Source organism: Shewanella cutis (genome assembly GCF_022410515.1).
In the GTDB taxonomy this organism is placed as follows: Bacteria; Pseudomonadota; Gammaproteobacteria; order Enterobacterales; family Shewanellaceae; genus Shewanella; species Shewanella cutis.
Genome location: NZ_JACSDI010000022.1, coordinates 50357 through 73091, shown reverse-complemented (window position 1 = coordinate 73091; position 22735 = coordinate 50357). Strand labels below are relative to the sequence as shown.

23 protein-coding genes are annotated in these 22735 nt (G+C 47.2%); 10 read left to right on the top strand and 13 right to left on the bottom strand.

The annotated features are described in order from the left end of the window. Positions 1-357 precede the first annotated feature (357 nt). Positions 358-906 carry a gamma carbonic anhydrase family protein gene (locus H9J30_RS19085; protein ID WP_240132451.1) on the top strand — a complete coding sequence of 183 codons (549 nt, stop codon included), beginning with the start codon at positions 358-360 and terminating at the stop codon, positions 904-906. Positions 907-996: 90 nt separating this feature from the next. Here the strand turns inward: H9J30_RS19085 and H9J30_RS19080 are convergent, their stop codons facing one another. Next, positions 997-1272, bottom strand: coding sequence for a DUF1488 family protein (locus tag H9J30_RS19080; RefSeq protein ID WP_240132450.1), 276 nt, complete (start codon positions 1270-1272; stop codon positions 997-999). A 20-nt stretch (positions 1273-1292) separates the two neighbouring features. Continuing rightward, positions 1293-2171: a shikimate dehydrogenase gene (gene aroE, locus H9J30_RS19075; RefSeq protein WP_240132449.1), complete on the bottom strand. Its 879-nt coding sequence runs from the start codon at positions 2169-2171 to the stop codon at positions 1293-1295. Between the two features lie 150 nt (positions 2172-2321). On the opposite strand from aroE, the gene H9J30_RS19070 reads away from it, so the two are divergent. Further along, positions 2322-2759: a group II truncated hemoglobin gene (locus H9J30_RS19070; RefSeq protein ID WP_240132448.1), complete on the top strand. Its 438-nt coding sequence runs from the start codon at positions 2322-2324 to the stop codon at positions 2757-2759. A gap of 29 nt (positions 2760-2788) precedes the next feature. Here the strand turns inward: H9J30_RS19070 and hemF are convergent, their stop codons facing one another. The 6 genes from hemF to H9J30_RS19040 form a co-directional block, all read right to left on the bottom strand. Beyond that, the gene (gene hemF / locus H9J30_RS19065) at positions 2789-3697 is read right to left on the bottom strand and encodes an oxygen-dependent coproporphyrinogen oxidase (protein WP_240132447.1); all 909 of its coding nucleotides are present in this window, start codon (positions 3695-3697) and stop codon (positions 2789-2791) included. Between the two features lie 28 nt (positions 3698-3725). After that, complete coding sequence (gene tsaC / locus H9J30_RS19060; protein WP_240132446.1) at positions 3726-4292, bottom strand: L-threonylcarbamoyladenylate synthase type 1 TsaC; 567 nt, start codon at positions 4290-4292, stop codon at positions 3726-3728. Between the two features lie 138 nt (positions 4293-4430). Next, the gene (locus H9J30_RS19055; protein ID WP_240132452.1) at positions 4431-4994 is read right to left on the bottom strand and encodes a DNA topoisomerase family protein; all 564 of its coding nucleotides are present in this window, start codon (positions 4992-4994) and stop codon (positions 4431-4433) included. Between the two features lie 123 nt (positions 4995-5117). Continuing rightward, the gene (locus tag H9J30_RS19050; RefSeq protein ID WP_011070451.1) at positions 5118-5594 is read right to left on the bottom strand and encodes a DUF494 family protein; all 477 of its coding nucleotides are present in this window, start codon (positions 5592-5594) and stop codon (positions 5118-5120) included. Positions 5595-5596: 2 nt separating this feature from the next. Further along, positions 5597-6559 carry a DNA-processing protein DprA gene (gene dprA / locus H9J30_RS19045; protein WP_486669444.1) on the bottom strand — a complete coding sequence of 321 codons (963 nt, stop codon included), beginning with the start codon at positions 6557-6559 and terminating at the stop codon, positions 5597-5599. Between the two features lie 137 nt (positions 6560-6696). Then, entirely contained in the window at positions 6697-7827 is a 1131-nt protein-coding gene (locus H9J30_RS19040; protein ID WP_240132444.1) for a LysM peptidoglycan-binding domain-containing protein, read from the bottom strand. 125 nt (positions 7828-7952) lie between these two features. On the opposite strand from H9J30_RS19040, the gene def reads away from it, so the two are divergent. From def to H9J30_RS19015, 5 genes are read left to right on the top strand one after another with little or no spacing between them, the layout of a single operon-like run. Further along, positions 7953-8459, top strand: a complete 507-nt coding sequence (def, locus tag H9J30_RS19035) for a peptide deformylase (protein ID WP_240132443.1) — start codon at positions 7953-7955, stop codon at positions 8457-8459. Positions 8460-8474: 15 nt separating this feature from the next. Continuing rightward, on the top strand, positions 8475-9431 hold the full coding sequence (gene fmt / locus H9J30_RS19030) for a methionyl-tRNA formyltransferase (protein WP_240132442.1): 957 nt from the start codon (positions 8475-8477) through the stop codon (positions 9429-9431). A 2-nt stretch (positions 9432-9433) separates the two neighbouring features. Beyond that, positions 9434-10720 (top strand): 16S rRNA (cytosine(967)-C(5))-methyltransferase RsmB, encoded by a 1287-nt coding sequence (rsmB, locus tag H9J30_RS19025; protein ID WP_240132441.1) that lies wholly within the window; start codon positions 9434-9436, stop codon positions 10718-10720. Positions 10721-10735: 15 nt separating this feature from the next. After that, positions 10736-12145, top strand: coding sequence for a Trk system potassium transporter TrkA (trkA, locus tag H9J30_RS19020; protein WP_240132440.1), 1410 nt, complete (start codon positions 10736-10738; stop codon positions 12143-12145). Positions 12146-12156: 11 nt separating this feature from the next. Further along, entirely contained in the window at positions 12157-13599 is a 1443-nt protein-coding gene (locus H9J30_RS19015; RefSeq protein WP_240132439.1) for a TrkH family potassium uptake protein, read from the top strand. Positions 13600-13640: 41 nt separating this feature from the next. On the opposite strand, the gene hemG (H9J30_RS19010) is transcribed toward H9J30_RS19015, so the two are convergent. Beyond that, complete coding sequence (gene hemG / locus H9J30_RS19010; RefSeq protein ID WP_240132438.1) at positions 13641-14195, bottom strand: menaquinone-dependent protoporphyrinogen IX dehydrogenase; 555 nt, start codon at positions 14193-14195, stop codon at positions 13641-13643. Positions 14196-14395: 200 nt separating this feature from the next. On the opposite strand from hemG (H9J30_RS19010), the gene H9J30_RS19005 reads away from it, so the two are divergent. Continuing rightward, complete coding sequence (locus H9J30_RS19005) at positions 14396-14704, top strand: ArsR/SmtB family transcription factor (protein WP_240132437.1); 309 nt, start codon at positions 14396-14398, stop codon at positions 14702-14704. A gap of 53 nt (positions 14705-14757) precedes the next feature. On the opposite strand, the gene hemG (H9J30_RS19000) is transcribed toward H9J30_RS19005, so the two are convergent. From hemG (H9J30_RS19000) to pepQ, 4 genes are all read right to left on the bottom strand, one after another. Beyond that, positions 14758-15282 (bottom strand): menaquinone-dependent protoporphyrinogen IX dehydrogenase, encoded by a 525-nt coding sequence (gene hemG / locus H9J30_RS19000; RefSeq protein WP_240132436.1) that lies wholly within the window; start codon positions 15280-15282, stop codon positions 14758-14760. A gap of 1 nt (position 15283) precedes the next feature. Continuing rightward, positions 15284-16741: a TrkH family potassium uptake protein gene (locus tag H9J30_RS18995; RefSeq protein WP_240132435.1), complete on the bottom strand. Its 1458-nt coding sequence runs from the start codon at positions 16739-16741 to the stop codon at positions 15284-15286. Positions 16742-16818: 77 nt separating this feature from the next. Further along, positions 16819-17433 carry a YigZ family protein gene (locus H9J30_RS18990; RefSeq protein WP_240132434.1) on the bottom strand — a complete coding sequence of 205 codons (615 nt, stop codon included), beginning with the start codon at positions 17431-17433 and terminating at the stop codon, positions 16819-16821. A gap of 15 nt (positions 17434-17448) precedes the next feature. Continuing rightward, positions 17449-18768: a Xaa-Pro dipeptidase gene (gene pepQ, locus H9J30_RS18985; RefSeq protein ID WP_240132433.1), complete on the bottom strand. Its 1320-nt coding sequence runs from the start codon at positions 18766-18768 to the stop codon at positions 17449-17451. Positions 18769-19208: 440 nt separating this feature from the next. On the opposite strand from pepQ, the gene fadB reads away from it, so the two are divergent. Beyond that, positions 19209-21359: a fatty acid oxidation complex subunit alpha FadB gene (gene fadB, locus H9J30_RS18980; RefSeq protein WP_240132432.1), complete on the top strand. Its 2151-nt coding sequence runs from the start codon at positions 19209-19211 to the stop codon at positions 21357-21359. A gap of 22 nt (positions 21360-21381) precedes the next feature. Next, the gene (gene fadA / locus H9J30_RS18975) at positions 21382-22545 is read left to right on the top strand and encodes an acetyl-CoA C-acyltransferase FadA (RefSeq protein ID WP_240132431.1); all 1164 of its coding nucleotides are present in this window, start codon (positions 21382-21384) and stop codon (positions 22543-22545) included. Positions 22546-22735 lie beyond the last annotated feature (190 nt).

The following is a 22735-nucleotide window of genomic DNA, read 5'->3' as shown; positions in this document are numbered from 1 at the left end:
TCCACACAGATTTCTTGTTTAGATTGTTAAAGAGCATTTGACCTTCAGCTTTCGCGTTACCGCCCAGCGGGTCAGGGATGCGTATTCTACGCATTTCCCGTGTCGCGTCAAGGCGTTTTTGCAAACTTCTTGGCGCTTGCGAATCAACTGCGCAATTTGCATTCGATTCGCACTGAAACCGCGTTAGCTTTCGCTGTCTGCCGTGTCAGTGGATGCGCATTATAGGCAGCTGAACTTTTTGTGCAAGCCTTAATTTTAAGATAATGGACTTTTTTGCACTGTTCGTTGGATATTTAACCTGACCTGTCAGTTTTTAGCCTTTATAATGCTAAAAACCACTCAATTAGGGACTTTTTTATGTCAGGGCCACTCAGAACTTACCAAGGAATTCATCCACAACTCGGCGATAATGTGTATGTTGACGCTGCTTCAGTGCTCGTTGGTGATATTGCGTTAGATACAGACGCTAGCATTTGGCCCATGGTTGCAGCTCGTGGGGATGTGAATCATATTCGAATTGGTAAACGCTCGAATGTGCAAGATGGCAGTATATTGCACGTGACCCGTAAGTCGGCCTCTCGCCCTCAGGGTCACCCGCTGATTATTGGTGATGATGTGACGATTGGACATAAGGCAATGCTGCATGGCTGCAAGGTTGGTAATCGTGTTTTAGTGGGGATGGGGGCGATTATTCTTGACGGTGCGATTTTAGAAGATGATGTGATCTTGGGCGCCGGGTCGTTAGTGCCGCCGGGTAAAGTTTTAGAAAGTGGCTATTTATATGTAGGAAGCCCCGCGAAACAGGCGAGACCTTTGACAGAAGCTGAATTGAAGTTTTTACCCGAATCTGCGGATAACTATGTACGTTTAAAGAATGAATACTTAGCAGAGCCTCAGCCGAACTAATTTGTATATAGCGACAAGTGAAGGGCAGAACATCAACACCTGCCATTCACTTAATCTTTGTATGCCACTTTTCTTAGTGAGTCCCTTGGTTTAGCCAAGATGTACTGCGCCAAACTCATCAAACTCTTCTGCTTCAATTAAGGCTTCTGCCATTTCTTCCGCATCGAATCGCACCGCATCAAATAGCGCTAACATAGCAACCGCTTCATCGCTATTGGGCTGAGGCGAAAAGTCATTTAACTGCGCCAACTTCTGCGCGCTGATATAACACTTAATGTTCATTCCCTGCTGCTGGGCAATAAAGCAAATGTGCTTTTGGGTTTCATCCCAATGCTGCAGATCGGGGAATAAAATACTCTGATTCATCTTATCTTCCTCTTGAATCTCTATTGCGCGTCGGCCTGCAGTTTGTCCCTGAGCAATTTAAGCACTCCTGAGGTATCTGGCTCGACGCCACGCCAGAGAACAAAACTCTTCGCCGCTTGACCGACAAGCATGCCCAGTCCATCAATCACTTGCGCTGCGCCCTGTTGCAAAGCCCATTGATTAAATGCCGTTGGTTTAGCGCCATACATCATATCGTAGCAAGCCGTTTTGTTGCCTATGATGGACTGTGGCAGTGGCGGTAGCTCTCCCGCTAGACTCGCTGAGGTCGAGTTAATCACTAAATCGAACTCCCCCGACAACTCTGGCATCGATACAGCCTGGAGTTTATCGCTGTAGCGCCCTTCTTGTACTTGGCTAAAAATATCCACTAAGGCTTGTGCCTTACTTTGGGTTCGGTTGGTGATAACCAATTGCCCGACTTCAGCCTTAAGCAATGGCAAGATACAGCCGCGCGCCGCGCCGCCAGCCCCCACCAAGAGCACCCGCTTATGCTGCAAACTGCCGAGGTGGCGAACAAGATCGGCCACCAGCCCTAGGCCATCGGTGTTATCACCATAAATAGTGCCATCTGCCAACAAGCTTAGGGTATTGACCGCACCCGCCAGTGTCGCTTCGGCACTTAAACTATCGCAGAGGGCAAAGGCTTGCTCTTTAAAGGGCACAGTCACATTCGCGCCCTTTCCTCCCGCCTGAAAAAATGCTCTTAAATTCGCTTCAAAACCATCAATGGGCGCCAGAATTGCCTCATAAGTCAAAGGCTGCTGCATAAGGGACGCAAACTGTCCATGGATAAAGGGCGATTTACTGTGAGCTATCGGATTACCAAACACGGCATATCGATCAAGCACTGGCGTAGTTACTGAGGGCATATCTGTCATCTGCGGGATTATATTGACTGTGAATTGCTTGCAGTCTAGCGTGCTTTTGGGCGGTAGCACAGCAGTCCCTGACTTTAGCCTTCTATTTAGCAGAAGCATTCGGGTTATAATGCGCGCATCGATATTGTAAATGGCATTGTACTTAGACCTATGAACTGGCTTAAAAAGATTTTTAGTAAACACACAAGCGCGCCGGATGATAGGGATCCGAATCAGTCTAATGCCTATGATTTAATTGGTGGCGACAAGGTGATCCGTGCTATTGCCAATAGTTTTTATCAAAAAATGGCAAGCTCCTCAGAAACACAAGCCTTATTTGCGATTCACCGTGCGCCGATTGCGGAGTCGGAACAGAAGCTCTATGAATTTTTAAGCGGCTGGCTAGGTGGTCCACAGTTATATCAGCAAAAGTATGGTCATCCCGCATTGCGCGCTCGCCATATGCCCTTCGCAGTAGATGAGACAATGCGGGATCAATGGCTATTTTGCATGAAGTTTGCCATTGAAAAACATATAAAAAAGCCAGAGCACCGCGCCGCTATCTATGAGGCGATTTCCACTCTGGCTGATCATATGCGTAATCAATAACGCTCAAGGTTCCGTTATTGATTAACCGACTACACCCAGTCGCGAGGTTTGAGGTAGTTATCGTAAAGATCTGCCTCAGGACTACCCGCCGCAGGCGTAAAGGCATACTGCCAACGCACTAATGGCGGCATTGACATCAAGATTGATTCAGTGCGACCACCCGTTTGCAGGCCAAACAAGGTACCTCTGTCGTATACCAGATTGAACTCAACATAACGGCCGCGACGATATAACTGGAACTCACGCTCACGCTCGCCATAGTCAGTATCCTTACGGCGCTCAACAATCGGCGCATAAGCGGTTAAGAAGCCATTCCCTACTGCCTGCATAAAATCAAAACTGTTATCGAAGCCTGCTTGATTCAAGTCATCGAAAAACAATCCGCCCACGCCACGGGTTTCATTACGATGTGGCAAAAAGAAATACTCATCACACCATTTTTTATATTTAGGGTAAACATCGTCACCAAAAGGCTGGCACAGATTTTTAGCACTTTGATGCCACTCGCGCACATCTTCTTCAAAAGGATAATAAGGCGTTAAGTCGAAGCCACCGCCAAACCACCATACAGGATCAGCGCCGTCTTTATGGGCAATAAAAAAGCGCACGTTGGCATGGGTGGTCGGAATATAAGGATTTTTAGGATGAATCACTAAAGAGACGCCCATGGCCTCAAAACTACGACCCGCCAATTCTGGGCGATGAGCGGTTGCCGATGCGGGCATGGCCGCACCTGTTACATGGGAAAAGTTCACCCCGGCTTGCTCGAATACCGCACCTTGAGTTAAGACACGACTGGTGCCACCACCACCCTCGGTGCGCGTCCATGAATCGGCAGCAAAACTTGCTTGCCCATCCAACTGCTCTAGACCCGCACAAATTCGATGTTGTAGATCGAGTAAGAATGCTTTTACTACTGTCGCATCAGGCAAGCTCATCGCTATTATCCTTATTTTTATTAATTAGTTACTGCCCATTGCGTAAAATCTTGCCGCTGCGGGCATCAATAATGGTGGAGGGTTGACGTTGCTCACCTAATTGACCCAGCACCAAGGCATCAATTTTGCCTTCAAAGACATTGAGAATTTCAGCGCCGATGAGCGCGGGATCTTCACCGGCTAAATTGGCACTGGTCGAGACCAGTGGTTTACCTAAGGCTTGGCATAACGCTCGCACCCCTTCATGGGCAGAGACGCGCACGGCTATCGAATCAAACTCACCACACAAATAACGCGAGACATGCGGTTTAATCGGCATGACAAAGGTAAAAGGCCCTGGCCATTTGGAGAAAGCGAATTTGAGCTGCTCATCGGTCAGCTGTGATTCATCGACATAGGCTAATAACTGCGAAAACTCACTCGCCACTAAGATAAGTCCTTTTTGCCAAGGACGTTGCTTTACCGCGAGTAATTTTTGGATGGCGGTATCGTTATCAGGATCGCAGCCTAAACCATAAACGGCTTCGGTGGGATAAGCGATAACTCCACCGTTTAACACTACGTCTTTAATGTCAGATGGGTGCAGTTGCAACATCTTAATATCACCTTATGAATTTAATCGATTTCTACAAATACAATTTGGCATTTTTGGATTTTGGCCACCCCATCCGTGGTCGAACGGGGATTATACCTAAGGGTGTTTAAGTGGCCAAATTTTTAGAGGTCGATCACACTAAAGCGCTCGTTTGTATTTACAGCTTTTTTGCGGGCACTCTACACGCATCCCCGCGGCTCCTTTACGCTCGACTAAAATCCCAAAACCGCAACTTGGGCAGGTTTCGGCGACAGGAGGATAATTCACAATGAATTTGCATTTTGGATAGGCACTACAGGCATAAAAACTCTTACCAAAACGACTGGTACGATGCTCAAGCTTACCCGTTTTGCATTCTGGACAGGCCACCAGAGGTTTGTCACTTTCCTGATCCGGCCTTTCGATGTGGGTACAACTGGGATATTGAGTACAGCCAATAAAGATACCAAAACGCCCCGATTTTACCGCCAACTCGTGACCGCACTCAGGGCATTTAGAACCTTCAATCACCTGGGTTTCAATCGATTCATGCTGCACTAAAGGACGGGTATATGCGCAGTTTGGATAATTATTACAACCAATAAAACTGCCGTGCTTACTGTGTTTTACCGATAACTCGCTACCACACTCTGGGCACAACTCGTATTCTTTTTCCAGTGCGTGCTCATGGGCACTAAATAGTTGTTCATCGATCTTAGACATCATCATTTATCACCAGTCATTGCAGCTAATCCGCAGATAACTCACCACACAGGTATTAACAAGCTTATGGCATCAAAAAAGGAGGGCTAGCCTCCTTTCTCATTATTCATCACATCGCAACGCTTAAGAATGAAGCCGACCTTCTTCAGGCTGCTCAAAAATTAAATCTTCCATTTGCTCATAGGCAGACTCATGGCCAGGCGCATTAAAGAGCACCATCAAAATAACCCACTTAAGATCTTCGAGGATCAAAGCGGGTTCATCTAGCTCCATGACTCGATCAATCACCATCTCACGGGTTTCGACATTCAGCACTTTAACTTGTTCTAAAAATAGCAGGAATCCACGGCACTCCACATCCAGCTTTTCCATTTCGTCTTTGGTGTAAATCCGAAATGAATGCTGATCATGATTGCACAGGTAAGGCTTATCCCCTTCCTGCAGCTCTGCCAGACGCTCCAACCAAGTTAAGGCTTTCAAAATCTCCGACTGATGAAAACCAGCCCGAGTGAGTTCCTTGGTTAACTCGTCTTCATCAACTAATAGTTCAACTTCACTGTGAACATAGTTTTCAAATAGATACATGAGGATATCAAACATGGCTAGCTCCTCTTTACTCTGACGTAACCACCGGGTACTGCAACAACCCAACCTTGCAACTCAAGTTCAAGCATTTGTTCTAACACCAGATCTATCGTTTTCCCACTATGTTCGACTACAGCATCAATTGCTGTCGTTTCATAACCAACACTAGCTAACAGCGATGAAAATGGCAAATCACAAATCTCACCCTGCTGTATATGGTGGCAAGAGTTGACTTCTTCAAGATGAAACGCAGTCAAACTTACCAGCTCTTCAACTATATCGGCCGCACTTTCCACAAGTTTTGCCCCGTCACGTAATAAATCATGGCAGCCTTGGTGAAAGCCACCAAGGATGGAGCCCGGCACAGCAAAAACTTCACGCCCCTGCTCCATGGCCAATCTTGCGGTGATGAGCGAACCACTTTTGCGACAGGCTTCAACGACTAACGTCCCTAAAGAAAGACCGCTAATAATGCGATTTCGTTTCGGGAAATTGCCCGCAAAAGGCCCCACATCCGGCCAAAACTCGCTTATTATACAGCCTTGGCGCTGAATATCCTCATAAAGCTGCTGATGTCGGCGCGGATAAATGATATCAATACCCGTCCCCAATACAGCAAGCGTCCTTCCAGCATGATCAACACAGGCTTTATGTGCAGCACCGTCAATCCCCATCGCCATGCCACTGCAAATACTAAATCCGAGGGCAGCCATCTCTCTCGCCAACTGATAAGCCACCTGCAATCCACCGGGAGACGCATTACGGCTGCCAACAACAGCAAGAGATGGAATCGCTAGTGCCTCGACGCAGCCCTTAACAAACAAAACGCAGGGTGGATCGGTTAATTGTTTTAGCAGCGGAGGATAAAGCGGATCGGAAAAACAGACTAAATGATGATGTGCCGCCTGTTGTTGCCATTCCAAGGCGGTATCTACTTTTTGATAATCAATAACTAAGCTGTGGAGCAGATTATCAGACAAAGGGAGCGAGTGTCTCTCATGCTCCAACCTTTGCCTAAGGTCGTCCACATCCATGTGTGTTAATAATTGTTGTGTCCGAGCGGGTCCGAGCCCAGATACCGCACTAACAATTAACCAGTCGACCAAATGTTCTGAAATTATTGACCTCTAAAGGCTAGTATGTCGGGGGCAATTAATTTGTCATCGACACGCACAGAACGCTCCGTCGATACAATCAAACCAAGACTCGCTTTATCAAACACTTTGAATACTAATAATTTACCATTATAAACATCGGGCATTTTGAGTGAGCGATCGGATGAAAGCGACGCCACCACATTATCATAGGCAGTACGTTCGATAGCAGGAACCGGTTGGCCATCGTTATTGATCACGATTTCTTCACCATTACGATAAATGGAGAACACCTCTCCTGGTTTTACACCATCCTGTGTACCTTTATCGAGATAAACGACATTGAGTTTACCCGCTTCACGCATTTTTGACTCAATCGCTAATACGCTAGCAGGCGTCTTAAGTTCTGCAGGTTTTGGCGTAAAATAGGCCGACATTAACGCCTCATCTTCCATCGGCAGCACCCTAAAACCCGCTTTGGTCTCACGGAAATTGCTGAGAAGCTTCACCTTTGATACTTTGCCAGATTCAATCACCTGTCCAGTCGATGCCAAAATCGCCTCTTGTCCGAGAGCCTCGCCCGTTTCTTTATTAAAGAATTCTCGGCCACGTTCATACATACCCAGCTTTTGGTGCAAAGGCAGTTCGCTATCAATATAAATCACATCGCCAACCACATGGTGACGCGAAGGGCTTTCACCCGCAAGCACCATAGGTTGCTGAATAAGCCAATCGGCATCAACAACACGGTTTTGAACGAGATAGTTTTGAATGAGTGCTAGATCAACTGCTGGTATCGCATTGCTTTTAGCGATAACACGTCCTTCTGGTGATTTTCGAATATGGGGTTTAGCTTCGCTGGCACTGGCACCATTACGCACTAATCTGGGTTGACCATCAATAAACACTAAGGTGAGCTGATCGCCGGGATAAATCAAATGAGGGTTGGCTATTTGGGGATTCACATCCCATAAACGTGGCCACTTCCACGGATCATTTAGAAAGGTTGTCGAAATATCCCACAGGGTATCGCCTTTCTTTACCACATATGACTCTGGATGCCCGGCTTTCAACGTGAGAGTATCAGCAAAAACCAATGTGCTATTAAAGGTCATTAACGCAAGTAAAATTAGCCGTTTCATGGTGCGGTCCATGTTGTTTAGCTCTTAAATCGAGCTTTTACTGTTATTGATAGGCACTAAAGATTAAAATTAACCCATTAGCCTCAGTCAGTATAACCAACTGATAGAGATTTGACAGACTTGTTAAGAGTTTAAGTATGGCACTATTAAAAGTTTTACGCTTTCCCGATGAAAGATTGCGAACTCAAGCAACCCCTATCACAGAGTTTACTGCTGAGTTGCAAACGCAAATTGATGATATGTTCGAGACCATGTACCAAGAAAAAGGGATTGGTCTGGCCGCGACCCAGGTCGACTATCATAAACAACTGATCGTCATGGATTTACAAGACGAGGTCGAGCGTCCTAAAGTCTTTATCAATCCCGAAATTATCGCCAGTAGCGGTGATTTCTGTAACGAAGAAGGCTGCCTGTCTGTTCCTGGCATTTATGCCAAAGTCGACCGCGCCGAGTTTGTTACCGTCAAGGCACTGGATAGACACGGTAATGAATTCACCGTTGAAGCCGATGAGCTTTTTGCTATTTGTATTCAGCATGAAATGGATCACCTGAAAGGTAAATTGTTTGTCGATTACCTGTCGCCATTGAAGCGTCAACGGATCAAACAGAAACTTGAAAAAGCCGCCAAACAAGACGCCAAATAAGTACTAGGATCAGATTTGAAACCACTCAACATCATCTTCGCCGGAACACCAGATTTTGCCGCTCGCCATTTACAGGCGCTGATTGACTCACACCATAATGTCATAGCGGTTTACACTCAGCCGGATAGACCCGCTGGGCGAGGTAAAAAACTCACCGCCAGCCCAGTCAAAGAGCTCGCAGTCAGCCATGACATTCCGGTATATCAGCCAGGCTCTCTGCGTAAAGAACCCGCGCAGCAAGCACTTGCCGCCCTTAATGCCGATATTATGGTGGTGGTCGCCTACGGCTTAATTCTGCCCAAAGTGGTGCTCGATACCCCGCGTTTAGGCTGTATCAATGTTCACGGTTCTATTCTGCCACGCTGGCGCGGTGCGGCGCCTATTCAACGCGCGCTGTGGGCGGGCGATAAAGAAACGGGCGTGACGATCATGCAGATGGATGTCGGCCTAGATACCGGCGATATGCTGCTGAAAACCTACTTGCCGATTGAAGATGAGGATACTTCAGCTAGCCTATACGAGAAGTTAGCTCTGCAAGGGCCAGACGCGCTACTGCAAGCACTCGAAGGTTTAGCCAACGGCACCTTAGCGGCTGAAAAACAAGATGAAACCTTAGCCAACTACGCCGAAAAACTCAGTAAAGAAGAAGCAAGGCTTGACTGGACAAAATCCGCCACTCAATTGTGGCAAGAAGTGCGCGCCTTCAATCCATGGCCGGTGAGCTATTTTGAGCACCAAGGCAATACTATTAAGGTGTGGCAGACCCAAGTCAGCACAACCAGCAGCACTGCTGCACCCGGCACAATTATCAGCGCCAGCAAAAAAGGCATTGATGTTGCCACTGGCGATGGCGTGTTGACCCTGCTCAGCATGCAATTACCCGGAAAGAAACCGCTCAGCGTAGCCGACATACTCAATGCCCGCGGTGAATGGTTTACCCCTAACACTCGCCTAAACAACGAGGCGCAATAATCATGAACTTGCGTGCACTGGCAGCTAAAGCCATCTTCGATGTATTAGAAAAAGGCGTATCCCTTTCTGTTGCCCTGCCAGAACAGCAAAAACACCTTGCCAGCGGCAAAGATAAGGCCCTGCTGGCTGAGCTCTGCTATGGCGTGATGCGCACCTTGCCGCAGATAGAAAAACGGGTTGCGGAGTGTTTAGCCAAACCGCTGAAAGGTAAGCAAAGGATCATCCACCAGCTATTAATTGTTGGCTGTTATCAACTTTACTTCACCCGCATTCCGAGCCACGCGGCCATATCCGAAACCGCAGAAGCCTGCCGTCAGTTAAAGTTTGAAGGCATGGTCAAAGTGGTCAATGGTGTGCTGCGTAATATTCAGCGCCAATTAACACCGCTAAGCACTGAGTCAGAGACCTTAAGCTACAACACGCCGGGTTGGTTTATTAAACGCTTAAAAGCCGCTTACCCAGACAACTGGCAAGAGATTATCCAGCAAAGTCATGAACGTCCCCCCATGTGGCTGCGCAACAACCGCCTCTCCCAAAGTCGCGACGAATACCTTACCGCCCTGAGTGAGCTTGAAATAGAAGCCAGCGCGGGCTTGAGTGATGATGCAATCCTGCTTACCGCCCCCAAAGACGTTGCAACATTGCCGCACTTCCTTGAAGGTGCGGCCTCAGTACAAGATGGTGCAGCCCAATGGGCAGCAACCCTACTTGCCCCCCAAGCCAACGAACTGGTTCTCGATGCCTGCGCAGCGCCCGGTGGTAAAAGTTGCCATTTGCTGGAACTTGAACCCAGTATTAAGCTCGTTGCCGTCGATTTCGATGCTAAACGCCTCGAACGTGTGCAACAGAATCTTGACCGTTTGTCATTAAAAGCGGAAGTTATTCATGGCGATGCGGCCAATATCGACTCATGGTGGCAGGGCGAACAATTTGATCGTATCTTACTCGACGCACCTTGCTCGGCGACGGGAGTAATCCGCCGTCATCCCGATATCAAATGGTTACGTAAAAACCATGACATAGAAGAGCTGGCTGAGCTACAAAGACAAATTTTGGATCACTGCTGGAAGTGGCTCAAACCCGGTGGCACACTTCTGTATGCGACTTGCTCCATTTTGCCGCAGGAAAATCGAGACCAAATTAGTGCATTTTTAGCCAGAACCGCAGATGCTAAACTAGATACACTCGTCCAACAGGCCTCAAGCCAAGATATAGGTTGGCAAATCACGCCAGGACAACACAACATGGATGGGTTTTATTACGCCCGTTTATTGAAAGCGACCCATTAGGAAGTAAGCAAGGCCATGAAAATTATCATATTAGGTGCAGGTCAAGTTGGGGGAACCTTGGCCGAAAATTTGGTGGGTGAAAACAACGATATCACCATAGTCGACAGTGACAAATCCAGATTGCGCGCCCTGCAGGATAAATATGACCTTCGCGTTGTGGCCGGCCATGGCGCCCACCCCAATGTACTCAAAGAGGCAGGGGCCGAAGATGCAGATATGCTGATTGCGGTAACCAACAGCGATGAATGCAACATGGTCGCCTGCCAAATGGCCTATAGCCTATTTGGTACCCCAACCAAAATCGCCCGTATCCGCTCTGAACCCTATTTGGCCATGCGCGATAAATTATTTATCGACAGTGAAACCAAAAATAGTGATGGTCGCCCCCGCGGTGGCTTTGTTATTGACGAGCTGATAGCACCTGAACAGTTAGTAACCGCTTACATTGAACGTTTGGTCGAATACCCCGGCGCTCTACAAGTGCTTGAATTTGCCGAAGGACGATTGAGCCTAGTTGCGGTACGCGCCTATTACGGTGGCCCACTGGTCGGTAATGCCTTGGCCGCACTACGTGAACATATGCCGAATATTGATACCCGGGTAGCTGCCATTTTCCGCCAAGGTCGCCCAATCATGCCCCGCGGCACAACCATTATCGAAGCTGATGATGAAGTGTTTTTCGTCGCCGACAGCCGCCATATCCGCGCGGTGATGAGTGAAATGCAAAAGCTCGATAACTCCTACCGCAATATCATGATTGCTGGTGGCGGCAACATCGGACTCGGGCTGGCTAAACGCCTCGAGCGCACTCATTCAGTCAAACTGATTGAACATAAGTTTGAACGCGCAGAAGCGCTCTCTGAACAGCTTGCAAACACCACGGTATTTTGTGGTGATGCATCCGATCAGGAGTTGCTACTCGAAGAACATATCGACCAAACAGACGTGTTTATTGCCGTGACCAACGACGATGAAGCCAACATCATGTCCGCCCTGTTAGCCAAGCGCATGGGGGCGAAAAAAGTAATGGTGCTGATCCAGCGCGAAGCCTATGTTGATATTGTGCAAGAAGCTAATATCGATATCGCCATTTCACCGCAACAGGCCACGATATCAGCCTTGCTAACCCATATTCGCCAAGGCGATATCTGTAACGTGTATTCGTTACGCCGCGGTGCCGCAGAGGCCATTGAAGCGATTGCCCACGGTGATTCGAACACCTCGAAGGTAGTAGGCAAAGCCATTGGCGATATTAAGCTGCCACCGGGAACCACGATTGGTGCGATTGTACGCAATGAAGAAGTGCTAATGGCTCATGATAAAACGGTAATAGAACAAGGGGATCACGTTATTTTGTTTCTCGTGAACAAAAAGTTTGTCGGCGAAGTCGAGAAACTTTTCCAACCAAGCGCTTTCTTCTTCTAAGTCACCATCTTATGCTGAATTTTAGACCCTTATTGTTTATTTTGGGGCTGTTTCTGTCGATGTTAACAGCCTTTATGTTAGCGCCCCTATTGCTTGCCGCGTTCAACGGCGAGGAAACCGCAGGCTCTTTCATGTTATCGGCTTTAGCGACGGGAATTTGCGCTAGCCTCTGTTTGCATAACGGCCAAAGCAAAAGCATAAACCTCAATATTCGCGACATGTTTCTGCTCACCAGTCTCACTTGGTTGATCGTGAGCCTGTTTGCGGCCATGCCTTTTACGCTATACCACGGTATTGGTTATACCGATGCGTTTTTCGAGACCATGTCGGGCATTACCACCACAGGCTCTACCGTACTCTCAGGGCTTGATACCATGGATCACAGCATCTTGCTCTGGCGATCCTTATTACAATGGCTTGGCGGCATAGGTTTTATCGTGATGGCGGTAGCCATTTTGCCCTTCTTAAACGTCGGTGGTATGCGGCTGTTCCGTACTGAGTCATCGGACTGGAGTGATAAGGCGGTTCCTCGCACGCAAAGCATGGCCAAGCATCTATTTTTTATTTATATATTGCTAACGATCATTTGCAGTGTTGCCTACCATCTTGCTGGCATGACGTGGTTCCAAGCCATCAACCACGCGATGACAACTCTCTCGACCGGTGGCTACTCGACTTCTGATAGCTCGATGGCGGCGTTTTCGAATTCTGCCCACTGGGTTGGTGTTGTCTTTATGGCAGCAGGTGGTTTGCCACTGCTGATGTTTGTGCAGATGATCCACCAGCGTGATGTAAAAGTGTGGAACGATGCGCAAGTCAAAGGCTTCTTATTTTTCCTCACGTTTGTTTCTTGCTCTATTGGCTTTTGGTTGTGGCAAACCCGTGATATCGCCCTCATTGATGCGCTACGCTTATCCAGCTTTAACGTTGTATCCGTGGTCACGACAACTGGATATGGTTTAACAGACTATGGCGCTTGGGGCGCCTTTGCCAACATTGCCTTTCTGTTCTTAATGTTTGTAGGTAGCTGTTCGGGTTCTACTTCTGGCGGGATTAAAATCTTCCGTTTTCAAATTGCGGGCGCGATTATGCGCGAACAATTAAAACAGCAATTGCATCCCAATGGCATTTTTAGGGAACGCTATAACAACCGCCTGATCACTGAAGATATTGTGCGCTCACTGATTACCTTTGTGCTGTTATATATGTTCGTAATCGTTGGGTTATCTGTGATTCTGGTACTAACGGGTCTAGACCCAATAACCAGCTTTACTGGTGCAATTACCGCCGTGTCCAACGTGGGGCCAGGGCTTGGGCCGATTATTGGCCCTGTAGGTAACTTCTCCACCCTGCCCGATTTGGCTAAGTGGGCACTCTCTTTGGGGATGTTACTTGGCCGCTTAGAAATTTTAACCGTGGCCGTGCTGTTTCATCCGAGTTTTTGGAAGTACTAACAAGTTAGAAAGCAAAAATGCGCTCAATGAGCGCATTTTTATTAGGCGGGTTCAGCAACTTCGACCAAGGTTAGCAGATGGTCGGCATAGACTTTCACATCTTCCCAGTCGGTATAATCGATCACCGCCTTAGGATCCGTTGGCCCTTTGGTGATTTTCATAATTAACTGGATCATTAACCTGTCGTACCAAGGCCAAGATGGATAGTCGACTTTACCAGCAATAATCTTCAAATCGGCAGGAGTCCAAGGTGATAAAGCAATGAATTTTTGCAGGTATTTGTTGTTCTCAGGAATGCGTTTCTCAGGGTTACGCGCCACCACATTGACGCAGAAGAAACTGTTTGGCAACGCACTTAAGGCTGGCGCATGTTGCTTAATAAATTGGAATACACTCTTATCGTAGGTGCCATAGAGCACACAAGCCCCTAACGCCACCAGCTGATAATCGGGCCAGTTAATTCTGGTCGCCGCCTCACTATTTATATCGACTAAGTCAACCTTTGCGCCACGCAGGGTTAATTGCTCCGCTATTGCATTGGCAATCTTAGCCGTATGGCCTCCTCGGGTAAAATAAAGCACCAGAATGCGTGTCATGGGGTGTTCTCGTTCAGTAAAAGTATGTCACCATTGTGGCAATCATCTGTTGAATAAACCCCTGATAGGATCACAAATCAGCGTTGTCTCATATTCTTAAATGCAAAAATTGAGATCTGTATTGCCGAGCAGTATGATTGCGTATAGAAACATCTTCAATTAGAATTATCTAATCAAAAAGCGATAAAGTGAGTGACCTTATGCAAAATGATATAGATGTAAATGCAATGGTAACTAATGCGGAAAGTGCGGCTAAATGGCTAAAAGCCATAGCGAATCCTTATCGCTTAATGATTCTTTGTCTATTGCTTGATAAAGAGCTGAGCGTGACCGAGCTGAATTCGACTGTGCCTTTAAGTCAGTCGGCACTATCACAACACTTAGCAGTATTACGTGCCGAAGACTTAGTCGATACCCGTAAGAGTTCGCAGATTGTGTATTACAAGCTTAAGAATGAACAAGTTACCCAAGTGATTTCGATTCTACACAGCCGTTACTGCGCCGTATAAATCGTGTCATGCAGTAACGATAAAGCCCTAGTATCTACTAGGGCTTTATCGTTTTACAGCTTACTAAAGTGCGCACCAAAGGCCTCGACTTTACCCCAGTCAGTAAACTCAAAAGTACCCTTCAAATCGGTCGGCCCCTTTGTCATCCACATGATAAAACGAATCATAGTGCGGTCGAATAAACCGTATTTAGGGTAATCAATCTTACCCGCAAACACCGCCAATTGCTGTGGCTGCCACAGAGATAATTTGAGGAACTTTTGCATGTATGGATTGGTTTCTGGTGAGTTCTTTAACGGCTTACGAGCCACCACATTCACAGTAAAAAAGCCATTGATTTTAGTATCTAGCACCGCGTGGTTACGATTCACAAATTGGTAAAGCTCGGGCCTATGTTTGCCATATCGAATGCTTGCACCAATCAATACTTTATCAAAATCAGCAAGGTTTAAGACCTCGGCCTGTTCTAAGGTGACTAGAGAAACCTGCTCACCCATTTGTTCGGCAAGTATTTTGATTTTACGGCAAATTTCCAATGTTTGGCCATCGATAGTCGAATAGATTATTAATGTCTGCATATTAATCCCTCCAGAAAGTTGGCGTGAACAAAATCAACAAGGTAAAGACTTCGAGGCGACCAAATAACATGGCCACCACCAGCACCCATTTAGCACCATCGCCAATACTGGCATAGTTACTCGCCACTTCCCCAAGACCTGGGCCGAGGTTATTTAAGCAGGCCGCCGTGGCACTAAAGGCGGTAATATCATCTAGCCCCATGGCCATCAAAGCCAACATACACAGCACGAATACTAAGGCGTAGGCGGAGAAAAATCCCCAAACCGCATCGACAACCCGGTCAGGCAACGCCTTAGAGCCGATACGAATAGAGAACATCGCCTTAGGGTGAACGAGGCGTTTAAGTTCGCGTGAGCCTTGCAATAGTAGGAGAATAACTCGGATTACCTTGATCCCACCCGCAGTAGAACCACCACAACCACCGATAAAACTCGAGAAGATTAATAACATAGGTAGGAATAACGGCCACATATTGAAGCTGTCAGTACCAAAGCCTGCGGTCGTCGCAATTGAAACCGCTTGAAATAAGGCGTGGTCTAATGTTTCCTCTGGTGAGTCATAAACCCCTGAGTTATAAAGGGTTAAGAAGCAAATCGCCGTTAGCACCAACTGAATCGCCACCAGTATCTTAAACTCAGTATCTTTAAAATAGACTCGAAAATTGATCCCTCGGCGCGAAAATGCCGCAAAGTGCACACTAAAGTTTACCGCCGAAACAATCAAAAAGAACACGCAAATCAGATTGATTTCTGGGCTGTTAAAGTAGCCCATACTGGCATCATGGGTTGAGAAGCCACCGATAGCGATGGTCGAAAACGAGTGACACACAGCATCGAATACACTCATCCCCGCCAACCAATAAGCGCCCGCACAAGCAATAGTTAGTAATAGATAGATGTACCATAACGCCTTGGCCGTTTCGGCAATCCTAGGTGTCATCTTACTATCCTTCACTGGCCCGGGGATTTCAGCGCGATAAAGCTGCATTCCCCCAATGCCCAGTACAGGTAAAATCGCCACTGCAAGTACGATAATTCCCATACCACCAAGCCATTGCAGTAAATGTCGATAAAATAAAATCGCCTTAGGCAAGGAGTCCAGCCCCACAATGACTGTAGCCCCAGTGGTGGTTAGCGCGGAAAAAGATTCAAAAAAACTATCGGTCCAGCTGAGATCGGGTTGGCTTGAGAAGATAAAGGGTAAGGCACCGATGGAGCCAAGTACTGTCCAGAACAGCACGACGATTAAGAAGCCCTCACGGGTGCGCAACTCTTCTTTGCAGCGACGGTTAGGATACCAGAGCCAAAAACCAATAAATAAACTGACAAAAAAGGCCTGAATAAACGCTGCGCCGCCACCATCGTTATACCAAATGGCGATTAACGCTGGCGGCAGCATTGTGATCGAGAACAGGCCGATTAGCAGGCCTATGATTCTTATTATGGTTTTGTATTGCATTACTCGTATTCAATTATTCCATTGGCTGCAAAGGTATTTTCAGTATTGACTGCATTTTTGCATAATTTACGCAAGCATCACAGTTCAAACTCTGCTTGCAGGCTCCCCTGACTCAAGGTCGCCAATGATTCGTTCAATATGCTCTGCTGTTGTTTGCCTATTTCAAAATGGATATCAACGGCTTCGGCAAATTGCTTATCGATGATCACCGCCTCTAACTGCTGCAGTAGGTGCTCAACATCCCTTAATTGAGTGTAATCACAATGCAGTTTTGCTGGATAACGTAATTGTTTCACTCGCGTCGGTAATTGCGCCAAGCCTTGGCGTAATCCAGAGGTATAGGCACGCACTAAGCCCCCAACGCCCAGTTTAGTGCCACCATAGTAACGCACCACTACGGCACCAATCTCGCCTATATTTACGCCTTGCAATACAGCTAACATGGGACGACCGGCACTCCCCGCAGGCTCACCATCGTCACTTGAACCAATTGAGATGCTGTCGTTTGGCTTGCCAGCGATAAAAGCATAGCAGTAATGGCTCGCGCCGGGATAATCTCGCTTGATGTCAGTAAGTACTAACTTCAATTGTTCTAAACTAGTGCAATGAAACAAAAAAGAGATAAAGCGGCTGTGCTTTATCTCTTCTTCTATCTGCACATTTTCACTCGGGATCAAATAACTTTCGAGCACTCGCTCTCCCTAAAATCACGCTAAGCCCAATTCACGGGTCATATTTTCATTTCTATCCTGATGCACAATCACATTGTCTTCGATACGAATGCCACCGAAGGGTCGCAGCTCATCAACGGTGTTCCAATTGATCTGCCGACCGCGGCTATCTTGTTTTAGCTCATTGAGTAAGGTGTCGATAATGTACAACCCTGGCTCCATGGTTAGCACTTGGTTTGGCGCCAAAATACGGGTGCAGCGCAAAAATGGATGCGCCTCTGGTGCTGGAATATGGGTACCACGCTCATCAAAGGCAAAGCCACCCACATCATGCACTTGCAAGCCTAACATATGGCCAAGTCCGTGGGGGAAGAAGGCGCTGGTAATACCCTGGTCGACTAAGCCTTGGGCATCGCCCGTGGCTAACTCAAAGTCCAACAGCATTTGCGCCACTTTACCATGGGTCGCTAAATGTAAATCGGGATAACGCACTCCGGGGCGCATCATATCAATCAGCTCAAGCTGTACTTTGTTCATAGCAGTGATCAATTCATCGAAACGATTCTTCTCAAACGCATAGGTACGAGTGATATCCGACGCATAGCCAAAATAACTGGCACCCGCGTCGATTAAAAAAGATAAACGGCGCGCCGGGTTTTGATGCTCAAGCGCCGTGTAATGCAAAATCGCCGCATTTTGATTTAGGGCAATAATATTGCCATAGGGCACTTCATTCTCGCCCTGTCCCACGGCTGATAAATACTGCTGCTGAATTTCAAACTCGCTCGCACCGTTATAGAAGGCATTTTTAGCCGCTAAATGCCCTTGCACCGCAATCTGGTTGGCACGACGCATACATTCGAGTTCATATTCGGTTTTAGTGGTACGGTGAAAATGCAAATAACTCATCACCGAATCTGGATTACGGCTGGTAAAACCCAGCACCTCAGCTACATCTAAATGCTCCCCCAAATATGCCCAGTTAGCGATATCGCTAGGCAATAGCTCGGCAACCTTATCAGCCTTAGTGAGCAACTTGATCTCAAAATGCTCGGTCCAAAACATATCCGGTACATCAGACACCTTATGCCAAAAATCCACTGGGCGATAAAAGATCAATTGCGGCTTATCGCGACCATTGACGACCAACCAGCAGTTTGGGTTATCCAACACAGGTAACCACGCTTTGAAATGGGGATTGGCTTTAAAGGGATAATTAATGTCATCCAAAAACATTCTATGTGGCTGACCCGAGTGGATCACTAAACCTGATAGTACTTCACGCGATACAATTTCAGCGACTCGACGATTAAGCTCGGCGATGTGGGCATGATAGTGATGAGCCAAGTGTTCCATGTGCCATATCCTGTAATGAACGATAGTTAATAAAAACTTCAAATCCGTCTAACCGCATAGGCTTAGCGCTTTCCTTTGCTAACGGCCTCATTTCACAAAGGTTAGCAAATTCTCGATTTAAGCCTATGTTTTTAATTCTAAAAATAAAATTATCCATTTAGCCAGCGAGCAATACCGCTAAAGTACAAATACCCATCAGATACTTATTAGCGTAATCTGGCACTTCTACACTTTGTGCAGTGTATCACAAAGCTGAAAATTCACTCTAGCCGACAAGAAATTAAACAGTCGTTTAAATTGGGTGTTGTAATTTATCGAATTTAGAAGCACACTGGCACACAACTGGTCAAATGATGGCCGAAGCTGCTGTGAGATAGAGAGTCGTACTAACACCAAAAAATAATGGTGGGTATCACTTTTAAGCCAAAAGGAAGCAAGCAATGATCTACCAAAGTCCTACAATTCAGGTTGAGTTACTCGAGGATAATATTGCCAAGCTGTGCTTTAACGCACCCGGTTCGGTGAACAAATTCGATAGAGAAACACTCTCCTCACTCGATGCCGCATTAGACAGCATCAAACAACAAGCAAACATTCAGGCATTAGTGCTCACCTCAGGTAAAGATACCTTTATCGTCGGCGCTGACATTACTGAATTTTTAGGCTTATTCGCACAAGATGATGCTGTACTGCTCTCTTGGGTTGAACAGGCCAACGCCGTATTCAATAAACTCGAAGATTTACCTTTCCCAACTGCTTCAGCCATTAAAGGTTTTGCCTTAGGCGGCGGTTGTGAAACCATTTTAGCAACAGATTTCCGTATTGCTGACACCACGGCAAAAATCGGCTTACCTGAAACCAAACTAGGTATTATCCCTGGCTTTGGTGGCACAGTACGTTTACCACGTGTGATTGGTGCGGATAACGCCCTTGAGTGGATCACCACGGGTAAAGATCAACGTCCAGAAGATGCCTTAAAAGTAGGCGCGGTTGACGCCGTTGTTGCGCCAGAGGCTTTAGAAGCTGCCGCCATTCAAATGCTGAAAGACGCGGTTGCTGAAAAACTGGATTGGCAAGCTCGCCGTCAACGCAAATTATCGCCACTGACACTGCCTAAACTCGAAGCCATGATGTCTTTTACTACAGCTAAAGGCATGGTTTTCTCTGTCGCTGGCAAACATTATCCTGCACCAATGGCTGCGGTAAATGTAGTTGAGCAAGCGGCAACCAAAGGCCGCGCTGAAGCACTACAAATTGAACATCAAGCTTTCATCAAGTTAGCGAAAACCGATGTAGCAAAAGCACTAATCGGTATATTCCTTAATGATCAATTCGTTAAAGGCAAAGCTAAGAAAGCGGGCAAACTCGCTAAAGATGTGAAAAGCGCAGCCGTATTAGGTGCAGGCATTATGGGTGGCGGTATCGCTTACCAAAGCGCCAGCAAAGGCACGCCAATCGTGATGAAGGATATCGCTCAACCTGCATTAGATTTAGGTTTAGGCGAAGCCGCAAAACTGTTATCTGCGCAAGTTGCCCGTGGCCGCTCTACCCCAGAAAAAATGGCTAAAGTGCTGAACAACATCACCCCAGCATTAGACTATGCCCCAGTGAAACATGCTGACGTGGTTGTTGAAGCTGTGGTTGAGCATCCAAAAGTGAAGGCACAAGTACTAGCGGAAGTAGAACAATATGTCAGTGAAGATGCCATCATCGCTTCTAACACTTCAACGATTTCAATCAACTTACTCGCGAAGAGCATGAAGAAGCCAGAGCGTTTCTGCGGTATGCACTTCTTCAACCCAGTGCACAAAATGCCATTGGTTGAAGTAATCCGTGGCGAGCACAGCTCGGAAGAAACCATCGCATCAGTTGTTGCTTACGCCAGCAAAATGGGTAAAACCCCAATCGTTGTTAACGATTGCCCGGGTTTCTTCGTTAACCGCGTCCTCTTCCCTTACTTTGCCGGCTTTAACGGCCTGCTAGCCGAAGGTGGCGACTTTGCCGCTATCGATAAAGTGATGGAAAAACAATTCGGCTGGCCAATGGGCCCCGCTTATCTGCTAGACGTTGTCGGCTTAGACACTGGTCACCACGCGCAAGCAGTAATGGCTGAAGGTTTCCCCGATCGTATGGGCAAATCTGGCAATGACGCGATTGACGTGATGTTCGAAAACAAACGTCTCGGTCAGAAGAATGGCAAAGGCTTCTACGCTTACTCTGTGGATAGCCGCGGCAAGCCAAAGAAAGATGTCGACCCAACCAGCTATGAGCTGCTGAAGGCCGCCTTTGGTGAGCAAAAAGCATTCGATGCGGATGAAATCATTGCCCGCACTATGATCCCAATGATTATCGAAACCGTGCGCTGTTTAGAAGAAGGCATTGTGGCATCACCTGCCGAAGCGGATATGGGCTTAGTCTACGGTTTAGGCTTCCCACCATTCCGTGGTGGTGTGTTCCGTTACTTAGACACCATGGGCGTAGCCAGCTTTGTCGCCCTAGCTGACAAATATGCGCACTTAGGTGGTTTATATCAAGTCACCGACGCCATGCGTGCCCTTGCAGCCAAAAACGGTAGCTACTACCAAGCCTAATTAGCGGGAAAGGAATTTAATTATGAAACAAGCTGTTATCGTAGATTGCATTCGTACTCCTATGGGCCGTTCAAAGGCTGGGGTGTTCCGTAATGTGCGTGCAGAAACACTGTCTGCCGAATTAATGAAAGGTCTATTACTGCGTAACCCGCAATTAGACCCCAACACCATTGAAGACGTGATTTGGGGCTGTGTGCAGCAAACCCTAGAGCAAGGCTTCAACATTGCCCGTAACGCATCATTGCTCGCGGGTATCCCGAAAACGGCTGGCGCAGTAACGGTAAACCGCTTATGTGGTTCATCTATGGAAGCCATCCACCAAGCAGCACGTGCCATTATGACCGGCATGGGTGACACCTTTATCATCGGTGGTGTTGAACACATGGGTCACGTGCCGATGAACCACGGTGTGGATTTCCATCCAGGTTTAGCTAATAACGTTGCTAAAGCCTCAGGTATGATGGGCTTAACCGCAGAAATGCTCGGCAAGCTTCACGGCATTACCCGTGAGCAGCAGGATGCCTTTGCAGTGCGTTCACACCAACGCGCTTACGCAGCCACCGTTGAGGGTCGCTTTGCGAAAGAAATCTATGGCATTGAAGGCCATGATGCCACTGGCGCACTGATCAAAGTGCTACACGACGAGGTTATCCGCCCAGAAACGACCATGGAATCGTTAGCGGCACTGCGCCCAGTATTCGACCCAGCAAACGGTACAGTGACAGCGGGGACTTCATCAGCCTTGTCTGACGGCGCCTCAGCCATGTTGATCATGGAAGAGTCAAAGGCTCGCGCCTTAGGCTTACCTATCCGCGCACGCATTCGCTCAATGGCCGTTGCTGGTTGCGATGCCGCCATCATGGGTTATGGTCCAGTTCCAGCAACCCAAAAAGCTCTTGCTCGCGCTGGCATCACAATCAATGATTTAGATGTTATCGAACTGAACGAAGCGTTTGCTGCTCAGTCTCTACCATGCGTTAAAGACCTTGGTCTGATGGACGTTGTAGATGACAAGATCAACCTGAACGGTGGCGCCATTGCGCTTGGCCACCCATTGGGTTGTTCAGGCGCACGCATCTCAACAACACTGATTAACTTAATGGAACACAAAGATGCAACCTTAGGCTTGGCAACCATGTGTATCGGTTTAGGACAAGGTATTGCAACTGTTTTCGAACGAGTCTAATCACACCTAAATATCAATATCACTCTAAAAAGCCGGACTCAGTTCCGGCTTTTTATTTTATGTAGCTTTAAAAATTATCGTCGTAAAATAATTTGTTCCACGTGAAACATATTCTCATTATTCGATAAATAAAACGGAATAAAACCAATTACCCGTTCCATCACAAAATCAGACCACCAACTTGGTTTAT